Origin of the sequence: Acinetobacter sp. (assembly GCF_045628685.1) — a bacterium.
GTDB lineage: Bacteria > Pseudomonadota > Gammaproteobacteria > Pseudomonadales > Moraxellaceae > Acinetobacter.
In genome coordinates this window covers 61,461-80,217 of record NZ_JAZQPV010000091.1, presented here as the reverse complement: position 1 = coordinate 80,217, position 18,757 = coordinate 61,461, and the positions used below count along the sequence as shown (strand labels likewise).

Here is an 18,757-nt window from a genome sequence, read left to right as displayed (position 1 = left end):
AAATATTTGAGACTGTATGAATCATCGCAGACTCAATTGATGCCCCTAAAGGTAAATCTAATTCATTATGCAAGACCGTTTAATCAGTGGTTCTGAAAAACCTGAAGATCATTTTGATCGTGCCATTCGCCCCACTTCACTGGATGACTATGTTGGTCAGCCGGTGGTACGTGAGCAAATGGAAATCTTTATTGGCGCAGCACGTGGTCGTGGTGAAGCACTTGACCACACCTTGATTTTTGGCCCACCCGGTTTGGGTAAAACCACACTTGCCAATATTATCGCGCGTGAGATGGGCGGTAATTTAAAATCAACTTCGGGTCCTGTACTGGAACGTGCCGGTGATTTGGCAGCCATGCTAACCAACCTTGAAGAAGGTGATGTGCTATTTATTGACGAGATTCACCGTCTTTCACCTGTGATTGAAGAAATTCTCTATCCGGCGATGGAAGATTACCAACTCGACATTATGATTGGTGAAGGACCGGGTGCACGTTCGATTAAACTGGATTTACCACCATTTACACTAGTTGCAGCAACGACGCGTGCAGGCTTACTTACCTCTCCACTGCGTGACCGTTTTGGTATTGTGCAGCGTTTAGAGTTTTATTCGGTTGAAGATTTAACCCAGATTGTGACACGTTCAGCATCGCTAATGGACGTTCCCATGACTGGTGATGGTGCCAAAGAAATTGCCCGTCGTGCGCGTGGTACACCACGTATTGCTAACCGTTTACTGCGTCGTGTACGTGACTATGCACAAGTCAAAGGCAACGGTGAAGTCAATCAGGATATGGCGCAACGTGCGCTGGATATGTTGAAAGTCGATAAAGATGGTTTGGACACTTTAGACCGTCGTTATTTAAGCATGTTGTTAGAACGTTTTGATGGTGGCCCTGCCGGTGTCGAAGCTTTGGCTGCTGCCATGGCGGAAGATTCAGGCACATTGGAAGATGTGATTGAGCCGTATTTGATTCAGCAAGGTTATGCAATGCGTACTGCACGAGGCCGTATTGCCACCAATATGGCGTATTTGCAGTTTGGGATGACACCGCCCGAACCGAAATAGAAGTGATTTAGGAAAGCAGCTTAGGCTGCTTTTATTTTTGAGTGGATTGATTCTGTGATTTCTTCGCAGTTCTTAATAATTGAACTTATCTTTGTATCCAGCCAACCACTTACTTTCAACTCATCTATTAATTCCCATATTTTAATATCCAATTGCTGAAAATCTTCACGAATATCAATGCCTTTATAAGCCAGTATTAAATTACCTAAAACAATCATCTGACGGTTCAAGATTTCTAAATTTTCTATCGTAGATTCTGTTCTTTCTGGAGTGATTTCAATTTTCCTATCACTTTTCAACTTAAGATAGACTCCTATATTTTTAAAAGCCATTTCGAATATATTTAGCTCTCTTAAAATTTCCTGATTATGTAAATTTTCTAGTTCTAAGTTTTTCAATTTTTTTTGAGATGCAATGAATAATTTATTAGACTTAATTTGACTCTTTGTTGATTGCTTAACAACGTATATGGTCACTGCAAAAGCTAAAAATGAAAGTAATACACTGCCTGCAACAACCCAATCCGTCGAACTCACATTTAGATCAATTGGAATTTTCTTACTTTCCGGGTCAACATTAACATGAGTTGTATATAAAGGCTGTTGTGGCACTGTCCATGGCAGCTGAATCATCACTTCATTATTATTTCCTTCTGCCACACGTTACCCCTTTATATTTTGAATAGATTACTTATTTTTCATATTCTAAACATTTTCAAAGCATTACAAAAGAAAAAGCCAACTGACCATGTCTAATCAGTTGGCAAAAGCACAACTCTTCAATTTTTAAATGATATTCATGCTTATTTTGCGTCTTTCTTAAACTCCTTAAAGTCCGCTTTACGAATCATTGCGTGAATACCTTTAGTTTTATCTACGACTTGTGACACTTCAAAGTCAGTCGCTGCACTTAAATAGGCATAGGCAATTTCTTCGGAAATCCCATATTCATTGACTAGGAAGCGAATCGCTTCACGTGTCGATTTACGCATTGCTTCATCTAAATCTTCATCCAGACCCGGCGTGATCCAGAATTCAGCATTTTCACCCAAGGGCTGACTTAATGATTGTCCCGGAATCTTGTCACTACCCGCTTTTAATACTGAAATCTTAAAAGTTGCACGCGCAGAACCTTCTAGTGCAGTTAAAGCCACTTCACCATCGCCCTGAACAAAATGACTATCTCCCGTATAAAACAACGCACCTGGTACCTGTACAGGAAAGTAAGCAGTTGCTCCTGCGCTTAAATCATTAATATCAATATTGCCTCCATAAAAAGACGGCGGAACAGAATGTACAGGTTCACTGGTATTGGCTGCTACACCCATCGTGCCCATAAATGGATTCAATGGGAAACGAATCGCTTTACTCGACTCAGTTTTCAGCACTCCTTCCCATATGCCATCTGCATTTTTTTCAATCGGTGTAAAAATGGACACATTGCCATAGGCATCAGGGTTTGCAGGAGATGCATGCTCATGTTTGGTGCGTTTAGGGAATTCAGGCAAGGTACCTTTACCATGACGGTTTGAAATCACCCCATAAGGGACACGTGGTTCAACCTTCAAAATCTCAACTTTTAAAATATCGCCCGGCATGGCACCTTCTACATACACCGGGCCGGTAATAATATGTGGACCATCTTTATGAAAGTCATGTTTCAGCTTTGAACCGGTAATCAGTTTCGCTTCAGGCAGCACATGTTCAGCTTTCACCCCTTTTGACGTGAAATATTTTTCAGCATCCCGCCCCTGATCTTCCAGTAAGCCTTCATGCGACACCGTATCAAACGTTACCGTGCTACCAGATGAAACCGTCAGGACTGGTTTTGCATCTTTATTTGGCAGATAGCCCCAGGTAATCGTATTTAAGGTACTTGGCACATAATAGTGACCTTTATATTCACCACTTTTGAGTAATGTTGGTTTATTTTCTAGCTGTTTCAATAGCTTAAAGTCTTCAGCCCATAGGCTCATAGAAATAAAACTTAAGCTTGAGGCCATTGCGAGTGATAAAGCCAAAGGTTTTAACATGTGTTCAAATTCCATCATAAAAACAGTATGGAATAGCTATTGCAATCTGAGTGCCAAAAAACTAACAAGCTGCTTAAAAAACATTCTTTTAATTTTACTCGTTGATATAAATTAGATTGATTAGCTTCTTTATTTATGTTTGTCGGTGCAACCCCTGTCGATCAGAACATGGCAAAAGCAGCACCTAACCCTTTACTTATAGTCGATAATAGGACTTTAAAACCCGGGGTAGAAAGCCATGTGCGCTTCATTCTGGATTATCTAAAAGATGCCGATCAGGTACAGATAAAATGGAAAAAGATGCAAACTGCAAAAAAATAAAGTACATTTTTATATTTAAAGCTTGTGTTAATCGAATACAGAATAGATTTCATTTGAAACCTTGTGCCATTGGACTAAAAACTCAAGCTGCTAAACTGCAATGCGTTACACAGCTTGACTCTTAGCGAAAAAATGTCATTTTCACAGATCTTTTAAGCCGCTAAAAGTACAGTTAAAACCATAAAACTGAATTGAAAAAAATGGAACACAATCATGGCGAATAAATTCGAATTCAACATTCGTGTATATATTGAAGACACTGATGCAGGTGGCATTGTCTATCACGCGAATCATATTCGTTTTATGGAACGTACTCGTACCGAATGGCTGCGCGCATCGGGTGTGGACCACTATTGGCACCAAAAAGATTACAACTTTGTGGTCCATAAAATTAACGTGAAATATTCACGCCCAATCTTGATGGATGACTTGATTACCGTAACTGCGAGTGTAGTTTCGTGTAAAGCGACATCATTTGTATTGCAACAAAATATTTATCGTGGTGAAATCATGCTTGCATCTGGCGAGGTCGAATTGGCATGTATAAGTGCAGAAATGAAACCTCGTAGACTTCCAGACGAAATTCGTGAACTAATTCTTAAAGAGTTAGAACAAGACTAAAAAATTTATTGGCACATGTAACTATGGCAACACAACTAGAATCATCTTTACACATATCAGATCTTATTTTACAAGCAAGTCCCATCGTTCAACTGGTAATGCTCGTGCTCCTGCTCGCATCTTTATACAGTTGGTATCTGATTGCCAAGTTACATATGAGTTATAAAAAAGCCCAGACGGATGATGAACATTTTCAAAAAATCTTCTGGTCTGGCGCCGAACTCAACACGCTATACAACAACGCCCAACTCAATTCTAAACGTACCGGTCTGGAAGATATCTTCTATCAAGGCATAGGCGAGTTTTTTAAACTCAAAAAATTCCAGGCCCCGAATACGCAGACAATTGAAGGCACAGAACGTATTTTACGTGTCGGTCTAAGCCGTGACCAAGGTCTGCTTGAACAAGGCTTGGGCGCACTTGCCAGCATTGGTTCTGTTGCACCTTATATCGGTCTGTTCGGTACCGTTTGGGGCATTATGAATGCCTTCATTGGTCTGGCTGATGTTGATCAAGTGACTTTGGCAACGGTTGCTCCGGGTATTGCCGAAGCCCTGATTGCAACAGCGATTGGTCTGTTTGCTGCAATTCCTGCTGTATTGGCATTTAACCATTACACCTCCAAAGGTGAAACAGTCTATTCAAACCGTGCATTATTTGCTGAAGAAATGGTGGCGCTATTACAACGTCAAACTGTGAGTTCTGCACAGGAAAATGACTAATGGCAATTCAGCGTTCCGGACGCTTTGAGCGGGTCAAAAAACCCCTAAAAAGTGAGATGAATGTCGTCCCTTATATTGACGTCATGCTGGTACTTTTGGTGATTTTCATGGTCACAGCACCTATGATCACCAGCGGGATTAAAGTCGATTTACCTCAAGCCAATGGCAATCCCATCGAATCTAAAGATGCACCCACAATCGTGACGCTGGATCAGGATGGTCTGTATTATCTGGAATATAAAAACCAGAAAACGGGTCCTGTTGATCTGGCTCAGTTGACGAGTGTTTTAGTCGAGGCACAAACTCAAGCCAAAAATGATAATAAGGAAATGAATGTCGTCATTAATGGTGCGACCACGCGTCCCTATGGAGATGTCATGGCTTTAATGTCTGGTCTTCAAGATGCTGGTTTAACACAAGTTAGCTTACTCACTAAGCCTTTAGAATAAAGTATGAAAGATTTGAAAAAGCCACAATCCAAAGAAAAAACAATTGCACTTGGATTTACCCTCGGAATCCATGCTGTGGCAATCACTGGCTTACTTTTTTTGGGCATGAGTAAACCTGTCGAACCGCCTAAACAAATTAAAATGGTTTTGGTCACGCCTGAGGACTTGCTCCCTCCCGATCCTGTGCCTTTAGAACAGACGGACTCGACTGAAACGGCACATGAAAAACTTGCAGAACAAGTTCAACAAACGGCAAAACCGAGTGTTGAACCTGCACCTGTTATTCCAGTTGCGCAGCCTAGCCCTCCTACTCCTACTCCAGCACCAGCACCAGCACCAGCACCAGCACCAGCAAAGCCTGATGCAAATAAGGCTGCACAGGAAGCTAAAGCTGCGGCTGAAGTAGTGCAAAAAGCGGAACGACAAGCCGCCGAAAACGCAAAAAATGCTGCAGCAAACAAGTTAAAAGCTCAAGCAGATGCTCAAGCCAAGGCAAAAGCCGAGGCTGCTGAAAAAGCCCGAGCTGATAGCGCTGCGAAAGCTAAATCTGACGCGGCTGAAAAAGCGAAAGCAGACGCTGCTGCGAAGGCCAAAGCTGATGCTATTAATAAAGCTAAAACTGATGCCGCCAATAAAGCCAAAGCCGATGCCGCCAATAAAGCCAAAGCGGATGCAGCTGAAAAAGCTAAAACCGATGCGGCTAATAAAGCCAAAGCCGACGCTGCCAATAAAGCCAAAGCTGATGCAGCAAATAAAGCTAAAGCCGATGCCGATGCCGATGCAAAAGCCAAGGCAGATACAGCGAATAAAGCCAAAGCTGACGCAGCTGCAAAAGCCAAGGCAGATGCAGAAGCCCGTGAACGTGCGGCTGAAGAAGCCAAAGCGTCCGCTGCCAAACAAGCTGCTGAAGAAGCCGCGACTAAAAAAGCGGAAGCAAAGAAAATCGCCTCAACTGCAAAACGTGATTTTACAAACAAGGTTCATCGTGCTTGGGATGTTCCATCCGGTTCAATTGGAAAAACAGCCACTGCTCGTGTGACTTTAAGTGATAGTGGAGCAGTTCAATCGGTCATCGTCAGTTCAAGTGATCCGGACATGAAAGCAAGTGTGGAAGCCGCTGTACGTGCAGCAGCGCCTTACCCTATGCCTTCCGATCCAGATGCACGACGGGAAGCAAGAACATTTACCTCAAGCTTTACTGCGAAATAGAATAAAAGCCACATTAAATTTAATTTGATGTGGCTTTTATTGAGGTATAAACTCAAGTGCTACTAAAAATAGATAATATTTCATTCAATTTTCACAGTGTTATAACAGTTTAATCGTTAGAAGGTGCTTCCAATAAAGCAAAATCATGCCATTATGTGACACGACTGAATTCACAATAATTTACATTTTTTAGAGTACGTAGCGGATGATGGAAATGACGCGTAAACACTTACTTTGCCTAACCATTTTGACAGCTTTAAGTCCTGTTTTAGCGACCCAATCTTATGCACAACTGCATTTAGAAATTGCCAAAGCACCCGAAGAAGCACCGAAAATTGCCATTATTCCATTTAATAATGATCAAAGCATTTATCCTATTGTCGAAAATGATTTAAACCGTTCAGGCAAATTTTCAAGTGCTTCAAAAAATCTGCCTGCAACAGCAAGTATGAATACCCCGAATGCAGCGGCATGGAAATCTGCAGGTGTTCCTTATGTGGTTACAGGTATAGTAAAAACAACAGAAAATGGTAGTTTTGAAGTTCACTATCAACTCTACGATATCGAAAAACAGCAATATTTATTAAATGAATTACTAACTGTTCCTGCTTCACGTATTCGCCAAGCGGGTCACATGATCAGTGATGCAATTTATCAGGCATTGACTGGCATTGCAGGTGACTTTAGCGGACGTATTGCTTATGTGCTGCGCAATCCTGCGACTCCTGAACAGCGTTATACCTTACAAATTGCCGACACCGATGGTGAACAGCCAAAAACCATTCTCACTTCTCGTGATCCAATTTTGTCCCCTGCCTGGACACCGGACGCGAAAAAAATTGCCTATGTTTCATTTGAAACCAAACGTCCTGCAATTTATGTACAAGACTTGGCCACAGGTCAGCGTGAAAAACTGGCGAGCTTCCGTGGTTTAAATGGTGCGCCAAGCTTCTCGCCCGATGGCAAAAGCATGCTGTTTACGGCATCTCTGCATGGCAACCCTGAAATTTATCAAATGAATCTGGAAACACGTCAGTTGCAACGTATGACCAATGACAGTGCCATTGATACAGAAGCACGTTATGCCCCAGACGGTAAATCATTTATTTTCACCTCTGACCGAGGCGGTTCACCACAAATTTATACCTACAATTTTGCCAATACTTCAAGCAAGCGCCTGACATTCCGTGGTGCATTTAACGCCCGCGGCACATTAAGTGCAGATGGTAAAAAAGTTGCACTAGTTCATCGTCCGAGTGGCAGCAATTACAAAGTGGCGATTCAGGATATCAATACCGGGATCACCAACATTCTGACCCCAACCAGTCTGGATGAATCACCAAGTTTCTCGCCGAATGGGCAGATGGTGGTTTATGCAACACGTGAAGGAAATCGCGGCTTATTGTCTATCATGTCACTGGATGGTCGTTTCCGTATGAATTTACCGAGTGAACAAGGTGAGGTTCGTGAACCTGCCTGGGCACCAAAATAACAAATTAATTTAAAGCAATGATGATCATGGAGATAAAGATGAAAGCAGTTAAATTATTGGTCCTTCCTTTTCTGGCTACAGCGTTAGTCATGACTGGTTGTGCCAGCCGTAAACCTGCAGCTGAAATTCAAGCAGGTCAAACACCCTCTGAAGCAGCTACAGTAAGTACTGAAGGCCTAAGTGAAGATGCGGCGCTAAATGCACAAAATCTGGCAGGCGCTTCTTCTAAAGGTGTGACTGCAGCAAATAAAGCTTTCTTGGCAAAACGCGTTGTTCACTTTGACTATGACAGCAGCGATCTTTCTAACGAAGACTATCAAACCCTTCAAGCACATGCACAATTCCTTGTAGCCAATGCAAATTCGAAAGTGGCTTTAACCGGTCATACCGATGAACGTGGCACACGTGAATACAACATGGCTTTGGGTGAACGCCGTGCTAAAGCAGTAGAAAATTTCCTGATTACCAATGGTGTTGCTGCAACACAATTAGAAGCAGTGAGCTACGGTAAAGAAATGCCGATTAATGCCGGTCATGATGAAAATGCATGGAAAGAAAATCGCCGCGTAGAACTTAACTACGAAGCTGTTCCACCATTACTAAAATAATGGCTTGAATAAAAAAGCGCTCAACTTATTGATTGAGCGCTTTTTTATATTTTAAGCTTTTTCAGATTCATTCGTTTCATCTTTCGAGCTTTGCATGGATTCGATCAAATCATGCTTGTTGAATTTTTTATATTCTGGTTTTGCTTCATAAGCGTTCCACGCTTCTTTCACTTTTTCCTCAGAAATATCATTTAAATCTATAGCTTCATTTGGCGTTGGAGTCGCATCAAACTTTTGCGTTGTCATAACTGTGCTCCTATCACTATTTTAATACCTTCTATTTCTCAACATAGCATTTTCCACAAAACTTACAAGCGTAAAATCACGACAAATAGTCGAGTTTAATTGTCCTTTTGCTGCGTTCTCATCTAAAATGAGTCCCCATATTCTTTTGATAATTTTTTATCATTTTCTAATTGGAGTTTTCCTGTCATGTCATACCTCACCCTTTCCCAATTTCTAGAACAAAAAACAGGGAATTTAACGCCTGAACTTGCTCAAGTAATTGAAACAATTGGCAATACATGCAAAGCCATTGATCAGTTATTACAAAAAGGAGCCTTGGCAGGTGTATTGGGTAGTGCACAACACGAAAACGTACAAGGCGAAGAACAAAAGAAACTTGACGTTATTTCGAATGATTACCTGATCGATGCTTTAAAAGTTCATCCACATGTCGGTGGTTTGGCTTCTGAAGAACTCGATGAATTTACCCCTGCGCAAGAAAATGGTGAATTTTTGGTATTGTTCGATCCACTTGATGGTTCAAGCAATATCGATATCAATATGTGTGTCGGCACAATTTTCTCTATTTTGCCGGCTAAAAATGCAGTGACCAAAGCCGAAGACTTCATGCAAGCAGGTATTAACCAGGCTGCTGCGGGTTATGTATTGTATGGTCCATCGACCATGATGGCACTTACTGTGGGTGCTGGTGTTGTATTCTTCACTTTCGATCCAGAAACTCAAGAGTTCCTTTTAACTTCTGAAAATATTCAGGTTGCTGCTGATACCAAAGAATATGCCATCAATGCATCCAATCAACGTCATTGGGAAGAACCGGTAAAACGCTATATTGGTGAATTGCAAGACGGTAAAACATCAGTTCGTGGCAAAGACTTCAACATGCGTTGGGTGGCGTGTATGGTGGGTGATATTCACCGCATCCTTTGTCGCAGCGGTATTTTCTTATATCCATATGACACCAAAGATCCCCAAAAAGCCGGTCGTCTTCGTTTAATGTATGAAGCAAACCCAATGAGTATGTTGATGGAACAGGCGGGCGGTGCATCTACTACGGGCCGTGTCCGTATTCTTGAGATTCAACCGACCGAACTGCATCAACGTGTTCCTGTTGTTATTGGTTCTAAAAACGAAGTTGACCTCGTTACTCACTACCATAATTAATTTTTTATAACGGAAGTAAGTACTTACTGCTTACTTTCGTGGATTTGCTCTCCCATGCCTACTATTTTTCTCGAATCTAAAGATAATCCTAAAATTAAGCACTTACGTGGCTTAATTGACCAAAACTCATATCGTAAAAAACAAGGTCAAACTGTTCTTGAAGGTACACATTTGTGTCTTTCATGGTTGGCAGAAGATAGAAAAATTAAATCTATTTTCACCACAGAACATGCTTTAGCTCATCCGGATTTCGATCTTATTGCTGAGCAATACCAAGGTGCAGTATTTGTGATTAGTGAATCTTTATATAGAGATTTAAGCACATTAGGTACGACCGTAGCTTGTATTGCTATTGTTGATTTACCAAGTTCAAGTCATGCTTTGGACTTCACGGCAGATACTTTAATTTTGGAAAATATTCAAGATCCGGGTAATGTCGGCACTTTAATTCGTTCCGCAGCTGCAGCCGGCATTAAACAAATTGTGTGTACAAAAGGTTCAGCATCTCTCTGGTCGCCACGCGTATTACGTGCAGGCATGGGGGCACATTTTTCATTGCATACTTATGAAAATATCGCACTTGAAGATCTTTTAGATAAATTCAAGATTCCTGTCTATGTAACTAGTTCACATGAATCAGAAAGTTTATATTCAAAAGACTTAAAGAAATCTTGCGTATGGATTCTGGGTAATGAAGGTCAAGGCGTTTCTGAATATGCCCTTGCCCATGCAGAAGCAGTTTCTATCCCACAGCCTGGTGGACAAGAATCTCTAAATGTTGCGATTGCAGGTTCTGTATGTTTCTTTGAGATGGTTCGTCAGCGTTTATAAGTTCTGCCTCTTTCGTTACTTTATTTTAACCACCACGTGTTGATGTTTAAAAATAGACTACACTAGAAAAATAATAAGTTTGTTGTCAACCAAACCATTATTCTCAACGTTATATATACATGAAAATGAGAATAATGGTGGGTGTCCAATGACAGGATTTTCCATCTCTATGGATTCAGCACCGAAACAGTCTCAAGCGGAAAATTTGAGTATTCTGAAGAGTACGGCTGAACAACGCCTAAAAATTTTTATGCAAGATGTGACGGGGCGTGCCTTAGTGATGATGGAAAGTGCTACTCAAGGTCAACAAGGCATTGCGATGGATTTGGTGCAAGAAGCATTTATTTCCTTGCACAAAGCATATGCCGAAAAGCCAACTGATGAATGGTATCCCCTGTTTTATACAATTTTGAACCATAAACTACAAGACTGGCGTAGAAAAGAAGTTCGTCGAGCACAACCTTTTTCATTTTTTAAAAAGGTAAGTCTAGATGACGATGATATTGAACTAAATGATATTATTGATGAAAATACCCCCAGTCCATTCGATTTTCTTGATCAAGCCGTAACTGCCGAGGAAATACAGGAAGCCATTTCTCAGCTTCCCGTTCGACAGCAACAAGCTTTTATGCTGCGTGCTTGGGAAGGTTTTGATACACATACTACTGCACAAATTATGGAATGCAGTGAAGGTAGTGTAAAAACGCATTATCACCGTGCCATTCAAGGTCTTCGGAACTCGTTGGCACATTTGAATCCATATTCTGGAGGGTCATCCGAATGAAACAAGATGATTTCTTAAAACAAGTTACTTCCAAACTCGACGGACTCGCACACCATCATAAAGACAAGCCCATTGTGATGAATCATGTTATTGAAGAAATTCAGGATCGAGAAACTGCCCGTTACGGACTTTGGAAAATGTCAGGATTTGCACTTGCCGCTGCAATTGCAGGATTTATAGTTTTCCCGAATTCTCTTGAAATGGCTAAAAAGCCTCAGAATCAAGTAGTAGTTACTCCAAAATTATCACCCCAAATGGTTGAAGATTTGGAGATGTTAATGGTTTTAGGCGAGGACAAAGTTCCACATGGCAGCTAAAAGATTAGCATTCGCTTTTTGTGCACTCGGATTTCTACAAACCAGTTTCGCTGGTTTTGAGCGTTTTTGGATTTTTTCTAAAGACGCAGACACTCAATTGGCAGAAACATGGGAAACTTTGTCAGATGCTGAGCAACGTGCACTTATTCAGCGTTATCAATCATTAAAAGAATTGCCTGAAGCACAAGGTACAGCTTTGCATCAACGTATGGATTGGTTTACCCAACTACCCGAGCAAGAAAAACAAAAAATGCGAGAAACTTGGCAAAAAATGAGTAGCCAAGAGCGTAAAGACTTAGGTAGCCGTATGCAAAAAGCCACTCCTGACGAAAGACCTGCTATCCGGGATGAATATATCAGTAAATATTTGCAGCAACCTAATATTACCAGTCATTAATGCTCAAAATATAGCCATAGTAATAAAAAGCCTCTTGCGAGGCTTTTTATACTTATTTCATTTTATAACGTCGATATAAACCCAGTCCAGCAAGTATCAATAGACTATAAATATTCAATGATCCACCACCGCTACTACTTGAATTAGTGTCTTTTGCTGTATTTTTTAAGAACACTGTTGCTTCCTTAGATATTCCACCATCCGCGTCAAAAATTACATATTGAATTGGATAATTGAACTGACTAAATGCACTTTTGATAGTAAATTCGATTTTTCCACCATAGCATTTATCACGGATATAAGCTTCTGGACACGGACCTTCGTGTTCAGCTTTCATGATTAAACCTGCTGGCAATGCAGCAAATCGAATCGGAATATCTTGACCTGCATCATTTTTATGATAAATCGCTTTCGGTTTCGTAATCGTAATCGTAATCGTCGCTATCGGACCATCACCATCATCGTTGTCATTTTCTAACGGATTTACATTCACGCTTAGATTCTGACTCGGATCCAGAACATAATTATCATCTGTTGCAATAGGCGCAATATTGGTAAAGCTGGCTTTTAAAATACCTGATGATTGCTGAGATTTGCCACCTTTTTCTTTGATGGTGTATTTACAATATGCACTATCTCCATTTTCTAACAGTGCACCGCTGGTGCGATAAATCATGATGCGTTTGAGATCTTCTTTCCATTCACACTTTAAGTCATCCATTGAACCATTCAGTACTGGCTGACCATCTTTAATGTTGAGTACTCCAATACCAAACGGCTCAGCAATAACCTCGTAATGCTGGGTATCCAAGACTTTAATACGATATTCTTCATTTGCACTTTCAGGAACGCGCTCTTCTGCGGCAATAGCAAGTGCAAAAGGATCAAAATAAATCGCACGATATTTTTGGTACTGTTTAGTGTATTTATACAGATTTTCGTAGTTGGTCAGCTCTTCCTTAAAGTCTTCAACATCTTCTTTTTTTTCATTACTTTCAGTAATCAGTTTCTTAAGTTCATCAATATTTGACTGATAGTAATCTAACAAGGTTACTAAAGATGAATTCTTAAGATCAGTTATATCAACCGCTGCTAGGTTCATTTGCTCAACAGAACCAATATCACAACTGCTTTGCAGATCGGGATTTAACTGTAAAACCGTATCATCAGCACGTGCTAAAAGCCGTTGATCATAATCACTACAGCCACTACTGTTCACATCGATTAAATCCGTTGCTGTTTGGTTATTACGTGGATAATACAGCGGCAAGAACGTGTTATACGGAGATGCAGGGATCAGCTCAGAAAGTAGAGTCGAGAAACTGGTGGTCGATACATCAATATTTTTCGAGCTTTCTACTGTAGCATCTAATGTGCTTTTCGGTAGCATACATTGATCTGTACCCGTGCCTAAATTCAACGCATTTTTTGCCAAAATAAACATGATATTTTCTTTTGGCACATCCGTATTAGAATAGTAGCGGCACGATTTCCCCCCTTTATTGAAGGCTAAAACATTAAATGCCCCGTATTTGCTGCCATTCTCATCATAGAGCAACGTACTATGCGCTTCATTCTCTACGATGGTGTTACTGGTCATTGCAATAACAGAATATGGACTCAAACGATTTAAGCCATCTGTGACCATACGCAGAATACTACCATTAGTAATACTGGCTTTATTTTGTGCAATGGTATTAGTCAGTAAATCAATTTTCGCTGAACCACAAAAATCTAAGCTACTTAAACTGTTACTTGAACCATTTTCAATAATACTATTACGTTCAAAATAAATGACTGGCTTGGTATCATCCATATTGCCGTAGCAGTCCATCGCGATCACGCTGCCTTTTGCTGCTGTATTCCCCTGAATTAAACTGCCATTAATCGATATTTTCTTTTCAGTATTCAATGCCACATTGTAAATCGCACCACCTGCAACATCTGCCTTAGAGTTAACAATCGCACCATTATTAAAGATTAAATCTCCCCCAATCAGTACCGCACCACCCCGACCATTTTGCCCAGATTGGGTTCCGGCATAACCATTCTCAAGCTGAATATCCTGGAGGGTGAAGCTAATTTCCGTTTTACTGGTATTAAATATCCGTGTACGTCCCTCACCACTAATCATGGTTTTAATACCCTCCAATGCTGGATAGGTCTGGGTTAATTTATTCTTTTCTTTATAGTTTTTACGCGATGCGCCGCTAATTATTACGTTCGATTCAGGCACTAACTCCGAATCTAATTTATATGTACCGGCTTTAAGTTGAATATAGTCTTTTTGACCGAACACCGTATTACCCGGGGTACAGCCACCATAAGCTGCATTTTTTTTCGCCGTGATAATCGCTTCACGAAGCGAACAGGCATTGGCATTTTCACCATTTTCGTCTACAAATGTGGTGACATAAATGGTTCTATCTTCTGCTGCCATCAGTGACATAGCAGACAAAACCATAACACAGAGCAGTCCTTTTTTATAAGTGTGCATCACTTTTCCTTTTTCTTATTTTTTAAAGCGGCGTATACCCACCAGTCCCAATACTGCAAATAAGCCGAACAATCCCAATGCCCCACCCGAGGTTTTTACAGATTTATCTTCAAATTCATTGTTTGGTTCTTGCACCATGTAGGCTTCTAGCACTATATATTTTTTATTTTCATTGAAATGCGTCGATGACGTGACAATTTGTAGGTTAAAAATATCCGCACCATGCCAATTACCATTTGGGGTATAGACCAAATTACCATCAATATCCAAAGTCAATGTTCCTTTCGACTTTGTCAGCGTTTGATCGATATAAGCACAGCCGTCTTGCCAATCACCGCCTGCTGGGTTTTTCATTTTAAGCAAGCTTTCGCATTTTTCTTTTGGATATAAGTCACTATCACCCAAGTATTCTAAAATATTTAGCTTAGCAACTTCGCCCATCTTTAAATCTTGTCCAATACGAAATTTAGAGCTTGGTACAACAATCTCAATTGCGCCGCGGTCACACCAGCTATTATCTATAGTTCGATTTTTATTACGTTGATCCATAGTCTCACAGACCAATTGCGTACTGTCTGCGGACAAGTCAAGACGACCTTTATTCAAGATCAAGGTATCAAACATGTTTTTAGCGGTGAGTAAAATACGCGGGCGGATATAACCCAAAAATGTATCTTTCGGCGTACTATATGGGCACAGTAAAGTGTCTGGATCTTCCATTAACGATTTACAACTGCCTTCACTGCTGTCACCCGCAAAAAGTTTGCTACCAGTCCAAAATTCATTTGGATATTTGGCATCGCCACTCTTACATTCTGTGCCAACCAAATTGTTTTGTAATAAGGTTTTATCATCTGCGTTAAATTGACAATTTGCCCCACTACCATTTCCTACCACAATACTGTTGGCAAGATAACCGTAGCCTTCTTTTGAATCGAATTGTATCCCTGCCTTATTACCTGCAATCGTCACATTATTTACAGCAATACCGTCACGGATATTGATGATATAACCACTATTATTTAAAAATGTACTATTGCTGAGTTTACTTATATTCTTATCGTTTAATAGAGTTACATCAGCAATGGCTTTTTCACTAAAAATATTAGCAGCACCTGAAGTTGTATTGTTGTTTTTAAATACTACACTACTCAATGTAAATGCCGGTCGTTGACTATATAAAACTGCACCTGTAACAGCTGTATTGTTTTCCACAATACTATCAGTGATAGATACTTCGCTAACATAGTTTTGTGTTGCACTACTCTCGCCCACATTATAAATTGCGCCACCTAAGCGTGCATTACCACCCGACAATTTGACATATTGTAAGACTAAACGTTCATTGTTATAAAAAATTCCGCCTTTATCTGCACAAAGACTTTTGTTACAGCCTTCAAAACTCACTTCCTTGATGTTAATCAGAGCTAGGTCTTTCGGATCATGGTCAATATTAAAAATTTGATCCTTGCCCATCATTTTAATGATGGCATTATTCAAACCCGGAACTGCAACTTCAGTCACGGTGGTGTCATAATATGTTTTTAAGGCCAGACTTGCTTTGACATCAACTTTAGCGTTGAGGATATAAGTTTTTTGTTTGTCTAATAAAATCGTTGACAAAGCATTTTTACCACCACAGCCCATGTAGCCAGCTTCAGGCATGCCTTTATTGACATATTCAATGGCTTCACGCAATGAACATTCACTATCATCTTTGGTGATATCATCTGTAATGGTGACTGTGATTTCTGCACTATAAGCATGTCCTGCTAGACACAGCATCCCTATGCCTATGCTCCGTTTGAGCATACCTTTCTCCTTATATTCTTTTATCTTTTTATTCTGAAATTGCATATTCCCTGCAATTGCGAATTATTTTGCTGTACTTTGTCACAGCTAGAGTAATTACTCAAGATTTTTTATTGTTTACCGATATTCATCAATTAATGCATAAATTTGTCTTAAATTGGCATGGCTGATTTTTGTTTTTTCACCTTTTAAAAGTTGAATTAATTGTTCTAAAGTTTGTAATAAAACAGAGGTTTGATGAGGTCCATGCAGTAACAAATAATCTATCACCTGCTGATCAATATGAATTCCACGACGTGTTAATACCGATGTTACTAGCGCAAAACGATCCGCGTATAAACTTCCTGTCGGCACTTTAACACTCACCGCCTGAGTCAAACGTGACTGTAAATCTGGAAGTTCAAGCTTCAATTCAATGGGTGCAACACGAGAAGAGAAAACTAACTGTCCTCCACCCTCATTATTATAATTAATTAAATGAAATACTGCTTTTTGCCAATGTGGAACACCGCTAATGGCTTCGATATCATCTAATGCCACAAGGTCATATTGATCTAATGAGGTAATGGCTTCAGTGGGTGCGTCAAGCAATTCCAGTAAGGAGACTTGAATTGCAGACTTGCCGACCTCTAAATAAGAATCACAAATAGCAGAGAGTAAATGACTCTTTCCCGAACCTGCACCACCATACACATAAAAGCGGTTTATTAAACCAGCATGAAGCTGTCGGACTGCATCAATTACATGTCCCCAACTTGGCCCCGAAAAATCACTAATTCGGGCGTCCAGTTGAGGTTCTATATCTAATTGCAGTTGACGCATATATGTGTTTTGCCCTTAGGGTTCTTTGTTGTCTACCAAGTCAATCTTACTCGATTTTTCAGCATCTTGCAGATTTTTTGATTCTGGGTTGTTCAACTCAATATCGACATCTACGTGATCCATTTTAAACGAAATTGATCCTGCCCCCGCCTCTTGTATGATAGGAGATTGACCATATATATGACTCTTCTCATAACAGTCACGTGCATGGCGTAACAGCACAACAATAATCGCGGCAACCGGTAAAGCAATCAGCATGCCCAAGAACCCTGCAAGTTGCGCCCCTGCCAATACTGCAAAGACCACTGCCACTGGAGATAAACCAATTTTATCACCCAGTAAAAAAGGTTGGAGAACATAGCCTTCAATTGCCTGACCCACCATGAACACTACCCCGACCAAAAATAGCTGCATCCAATCAATACCAAACTGGAAGAGTGTTGCAACTACAGCTGCAATAATCCCCACAGCAAATCCTAAATAGGGAATAATACTAGCCAGTCCTGCAACCATCCCAATAATCAGTCCTACTTCAAGACCAATCAGTTGTAAGCCGACGGCGTACACCGTACCAAGTAGAAACATTACCAAAAACTGACCTTTCACAAAGGCCCCTAATACGTTGTGACATTCACCTACAATATGTAAAGTACTTTTCTCATAAGGGCGAGGAATTAAACGACGCATATTGTCAAGCATACGATCCCAATCTAATAGGAAATAGAATGCAATAATGGGGACCAGAACAACTGTTCCGCCAATCTGTATGAAATTCAGACCCGATTGAGCGACTTTTAACAACATGGCCTGAATACTATCCGCGCTATAATTGGTCTGAATATATTCCATGACCACCGATGACATTTGCTGCGTATCGATTTCCATCTGCTCGACACCAAAGGTTTGTGACACCCACGGTAAAAAGGTGTAATTTAACCAGTGAATTCCTGCTGGAATACTGTCCCGTGCATACATCAGCTGTTGCCAGACCAAAGGCACCAGATACCACATTGCCAAGGTAAGAACCACGCCAATGCCAATAAAAACAATGCTAATAGCCAACCAACGAGGCAAACCGATCTTATGTAGTTTATCTACTAACGGGCTAAATAAATAAGCCACCAAAAATGCGGCTATAAAAGGCAATACCACTGGTTTAAGTAGATATAAAACCCAAAGAATCAAAGCAATTCCTGAGAGTATAAAAATGCGACGTAAGGTACGATCCACCATGCAAATTCGCCTTTTCTCGGTTTATTCGTTATAGAAAGCAAAATATTTGAATAAAGATAGCATTTTAGCGCATAAATAACATAAGAGTTTCGTATATTCGGGTATAATCGCCGCGCGAATGCGGAGACTTCATT

Annotated in this window: 19 protein-coding genes and 1 pseudogene; 13 read left to right on the top strand and 7 right to left on the bottom strand. The window is 40.5% G+C overall.

The genetic code is table 11. The annotated features are described in order from the left end of the window. Nucleotides 1-67: 67 nt before the first annotated feature. Nucleotides 68-1,069 (top strand): Holliday junction branch migration DNA helicase RuvB, encoded by a 1,002-nt coding sequence (ruvB, locus tag ACKI4H_RS12085; RefSeq protein WP_407306047.1) that lies wholly within the window; start codon nt 68-70, stop codon nt 1,067-1,069. Nucleotides 1,070-1,089: 20 nt separating this feature from the next. On the opposite strand, the gene ACKI4H_RS12080 is transcribed toward ruvB, so the two are convergent. Beyond that, nucleotides 1,090-1,728 carry a hypothetical protein gene (locus tag ACKI4H_RS12080; protein WP_407306044.1) on the bottom strand — a complete coding sequence of 213 codons (639 nt, stop codon included), beginning with the start codon at nt 1,726-1,728 and terminating at the stop codon, nt 1,090-1,092. A gap of 143 nt (nt 1,729-1,871) precedes the next feature. Beyond that, nucleotides 1,872-3,101: an acetamidase/formamidase family protein gene (locus tag ACKI4H_RS12075; RefSeq protein ID WP_407306042.1), complete on the bottom strand. Its 1,230-nt coding sequence runs from the start codon at nt 3,099-3,101 to the stop codon at nt 1,872-1,874. Nucleotides 3,102-3,221: 120 nt separating this feature from the next. Here ACKI4H_RS12075 and ACKI4H_RS12070 point away from each other — a divergent pair. From ACKI4H_RS12070 to pal, 7 genes and pseudogenes are all read left to right on the top strand, one after another. Further along, a pseudogene (locus ACKI4H_RS12070) lies at nt 3,222-3,422 on the top strand (amidohydrolase); the annotation flags it as partial. Nucleotides 3,423-3,635: 213 nt separating this feature from the next. Further along, a complete protein-coding gene (ybgC, locus tag ACKI4H_RS12065; protein ID WP_067863715.1) occupies nt 3,636-4,043 on the top strand; it encodes a tol-pal system-associated acyl-CoA thioesterase in 408 nt (135 codons plus the stop codon). Between the two features lie 23 nt (nt 4,044-4,066). Beyond that, complete coding sequence (gene tolQ, locus ACKI4H_RS12060; protein WP_407306039.1) at nt 4,067-4,765, top strand: protein TolQ; 699 nt, start codon at nt 4,067-4,069, stop codon at nt 4,763-4,765. Further along, nucleotides 4,765-5,214: a protein TolR gene (gene tolR, locus ACKI4H_RS12055; protein ID WP_171535899.1), complete on the top strand. Its 450-nt coding sequence runs from the start codon at nt 4,765-4,767 to the stop codon at nt 5,212-5,214. Before tolQ ends, tolR begins: the two co-directional genes overlap by 1 nt. 3 nt (nt 5,215-5,217) lie before the next feature. Continuing rightward, nucleotides 5,218-6,423: a cell envelope integrity protein TolA gene (gene tolA / locus ACKI4H_RS12050; RefSeq protein ID WP_407306036.1), complete on the top strand. Its 1,206-nt coding sequence runs from the start codon at nt 5,218-5,220 to the stop codon at nt 6,421-6,423. A gap of 208 nt (nt 6,424-6,631) precedes the next feature. Next, on the top strand, nt 6,632-7,915 hold the full coding sequence (gene tolB / locus ACKI4H_RS12045) for a Tol-Pal system beta propeller repeat protein TolB (protein WP_407306096.1): 1,284 nt from the start codon (nt 6,632-6,634) through the stop codon (nt 7,913-7,915). 38 nt (nt 7,916-7,953) lie between these two features. Next, the gene (gene pal / locus ACKI4H_RS12040) at nt 7,954-8,523 is read left to right on the top strand and encodes a peptidoglycan-associated lipoprotein Pal (RefSeq protein WP_407306035.1); all 570 of its coding nucleotides are present in this window, start codon (nt 7,954-7,956) and stop codon (nt 8,521-8,523) included. Between the two features lie 51 nt (nt 8,524-8,574). On the opposite strand, the gene ACKI4H_RS12035 is transcribed toward pal, so the two are convergent. After that, nucleotides 8,575-8,769, bottom strand: coding sequence for an NF038105 family protein (locus ACKI4H_RS12035; RefSeq protein WP_407306033.1), 195 nt, complete (start codon nt 8,767-8,769; stop codon nt 8,575-8,577). Between the two features lie 186 nt (nt 8,770-8,955). On the opposite strand from ACKI4H_RS12035, the gene ACKI4H_RS12030 reads away from it, so the two are divergent. From ACKI4H_RS12030 to ACKI4H_RS12010, 5 genes are all read left to right on the top strand, one after another. Continuing rightward, on the top strand, nt 8,956-9,930 hold the full coding sequence (locus tag ACKI4H_RS12030; RefSeq protein WP_407306031.1) for a class 1 fructose-bisphosphatase: 975 nt from the start codon (nt 8,956-8,958) through the stop codon (nt 9,928-9,930). Between the two features lie 54 nt (nt 9,931-9,984). Then, complete coding sequence (locus ACKI4H_RS12025; RefSeq protein ID WP_407306028.1) at nt 9,985-10,761, top strand: TrmH family RNA methyltransferase; 777 nt, start codon at nt 9,985-9,987, stop codon at nt 10,759-10,761. A gap of 169 nt (nt 10,762-10,930) precedes the next feature. Continuing rightward, nucleotides 10,931-11,545 carry an RNA polymerase sigma factor gene (locus ACKI4H_RS12020; RefSeq protein ID WP_407306094.1) on the top strand — a complete coding sequence of 205 codons (615 nt, stop codon included), beginning with the start codon at nt 10,931-10,933 and terminating at the stop codon, nt 11,543-11,545. Then, on the top strand, nt 11,542-11,862 hold the full coding sequence (locus ACKI4H_RS12015) for a hypothetical protein (RefSeq protein WP_407306026.1): 321 nt from the start codon (nt 11,542-11,544) through the stop codon (nt 11,860-11,862). The genes ACKI4H_RS12020 and ACKI4H_RS12015 overlap by 4 nt, the downstream gene beginning before the upstream one ends. Beyond that, complete coding sequence (locus tag ACKI4H_RS12010; RefSeq protein ID WP_407306023.1) at nt 11,852-12,259, top strand: DUF3106 domain-containing protein; 408 nt, start codon at nt 11,852-11,854, stop codon at nt 12,257-12,259. Before ACKI4H_RS12015 ends, ACKI4H_RS12010 begins: the two co-directional genes overlap by 11 nt. 52 nt (nt 12,260-12,311) lie before the next feature. On the opposite strand, the gene ACKI4H_RS12005 is transcribed toward ACKI4H_RS12010, so the two are convergent. From ACKI4H_RS12005 to cxpE, 4 genes are all read right to left on the bottom strand, one after another. Continuing rightward, a complete protein-coding gene (locus ACKI4H_RS12005; protein ID WP_407306020.1) occupies nt 12,312-14,756 on the bottom strand; it encodes a CSLREA domain-containing protein in 2,445 nt (814 codons plus the stop codon). 15 nt (nt 14,757-14,771) lie between these two features. Continuing rightward, nucleotides 14,772-16,568, bottom strand: a complete 1,797-nt coding sequence (gene rbtA / locus ACKI4H_RS12000) for a rhombotarget A (protein ID WP_407306017.1) — start codon at nt 16,566-16,568, stop codon at nt 14,772-14,774. A 117-nt stretch (nt 16,569-16,685) separates the two neighbouring features. Next, nucleotides 16,686-17,390: a DnaA regulatory inactivator Hda gene (gene hda / locus ACKI4H_RS11995; RefSeq protein WP_407306015.1), complete on the bottom strand. Its 705-nt coding sequence runs from the start codon at nt 17,388-17,390 to the stop codon at nt 16,686-16,688. A gap of 15 nt (nt 17,391-17,405) precedes the next feature. Then, on the bottom strand, nt 17,406-18,623 hold the full coding sequence (gene cxpE, locus ACKI4H_RS11990) for a chloramphenicol efflux transporter CxpE (RefSeq protein WP_407306012.1): 1,218 nt from the start codon (nt 18,621-18,623) through the stop codon (nt 17,406-17,408). Between the last annotated feature and the right edge of the window lie 134 nt (nt 18,624-18,757).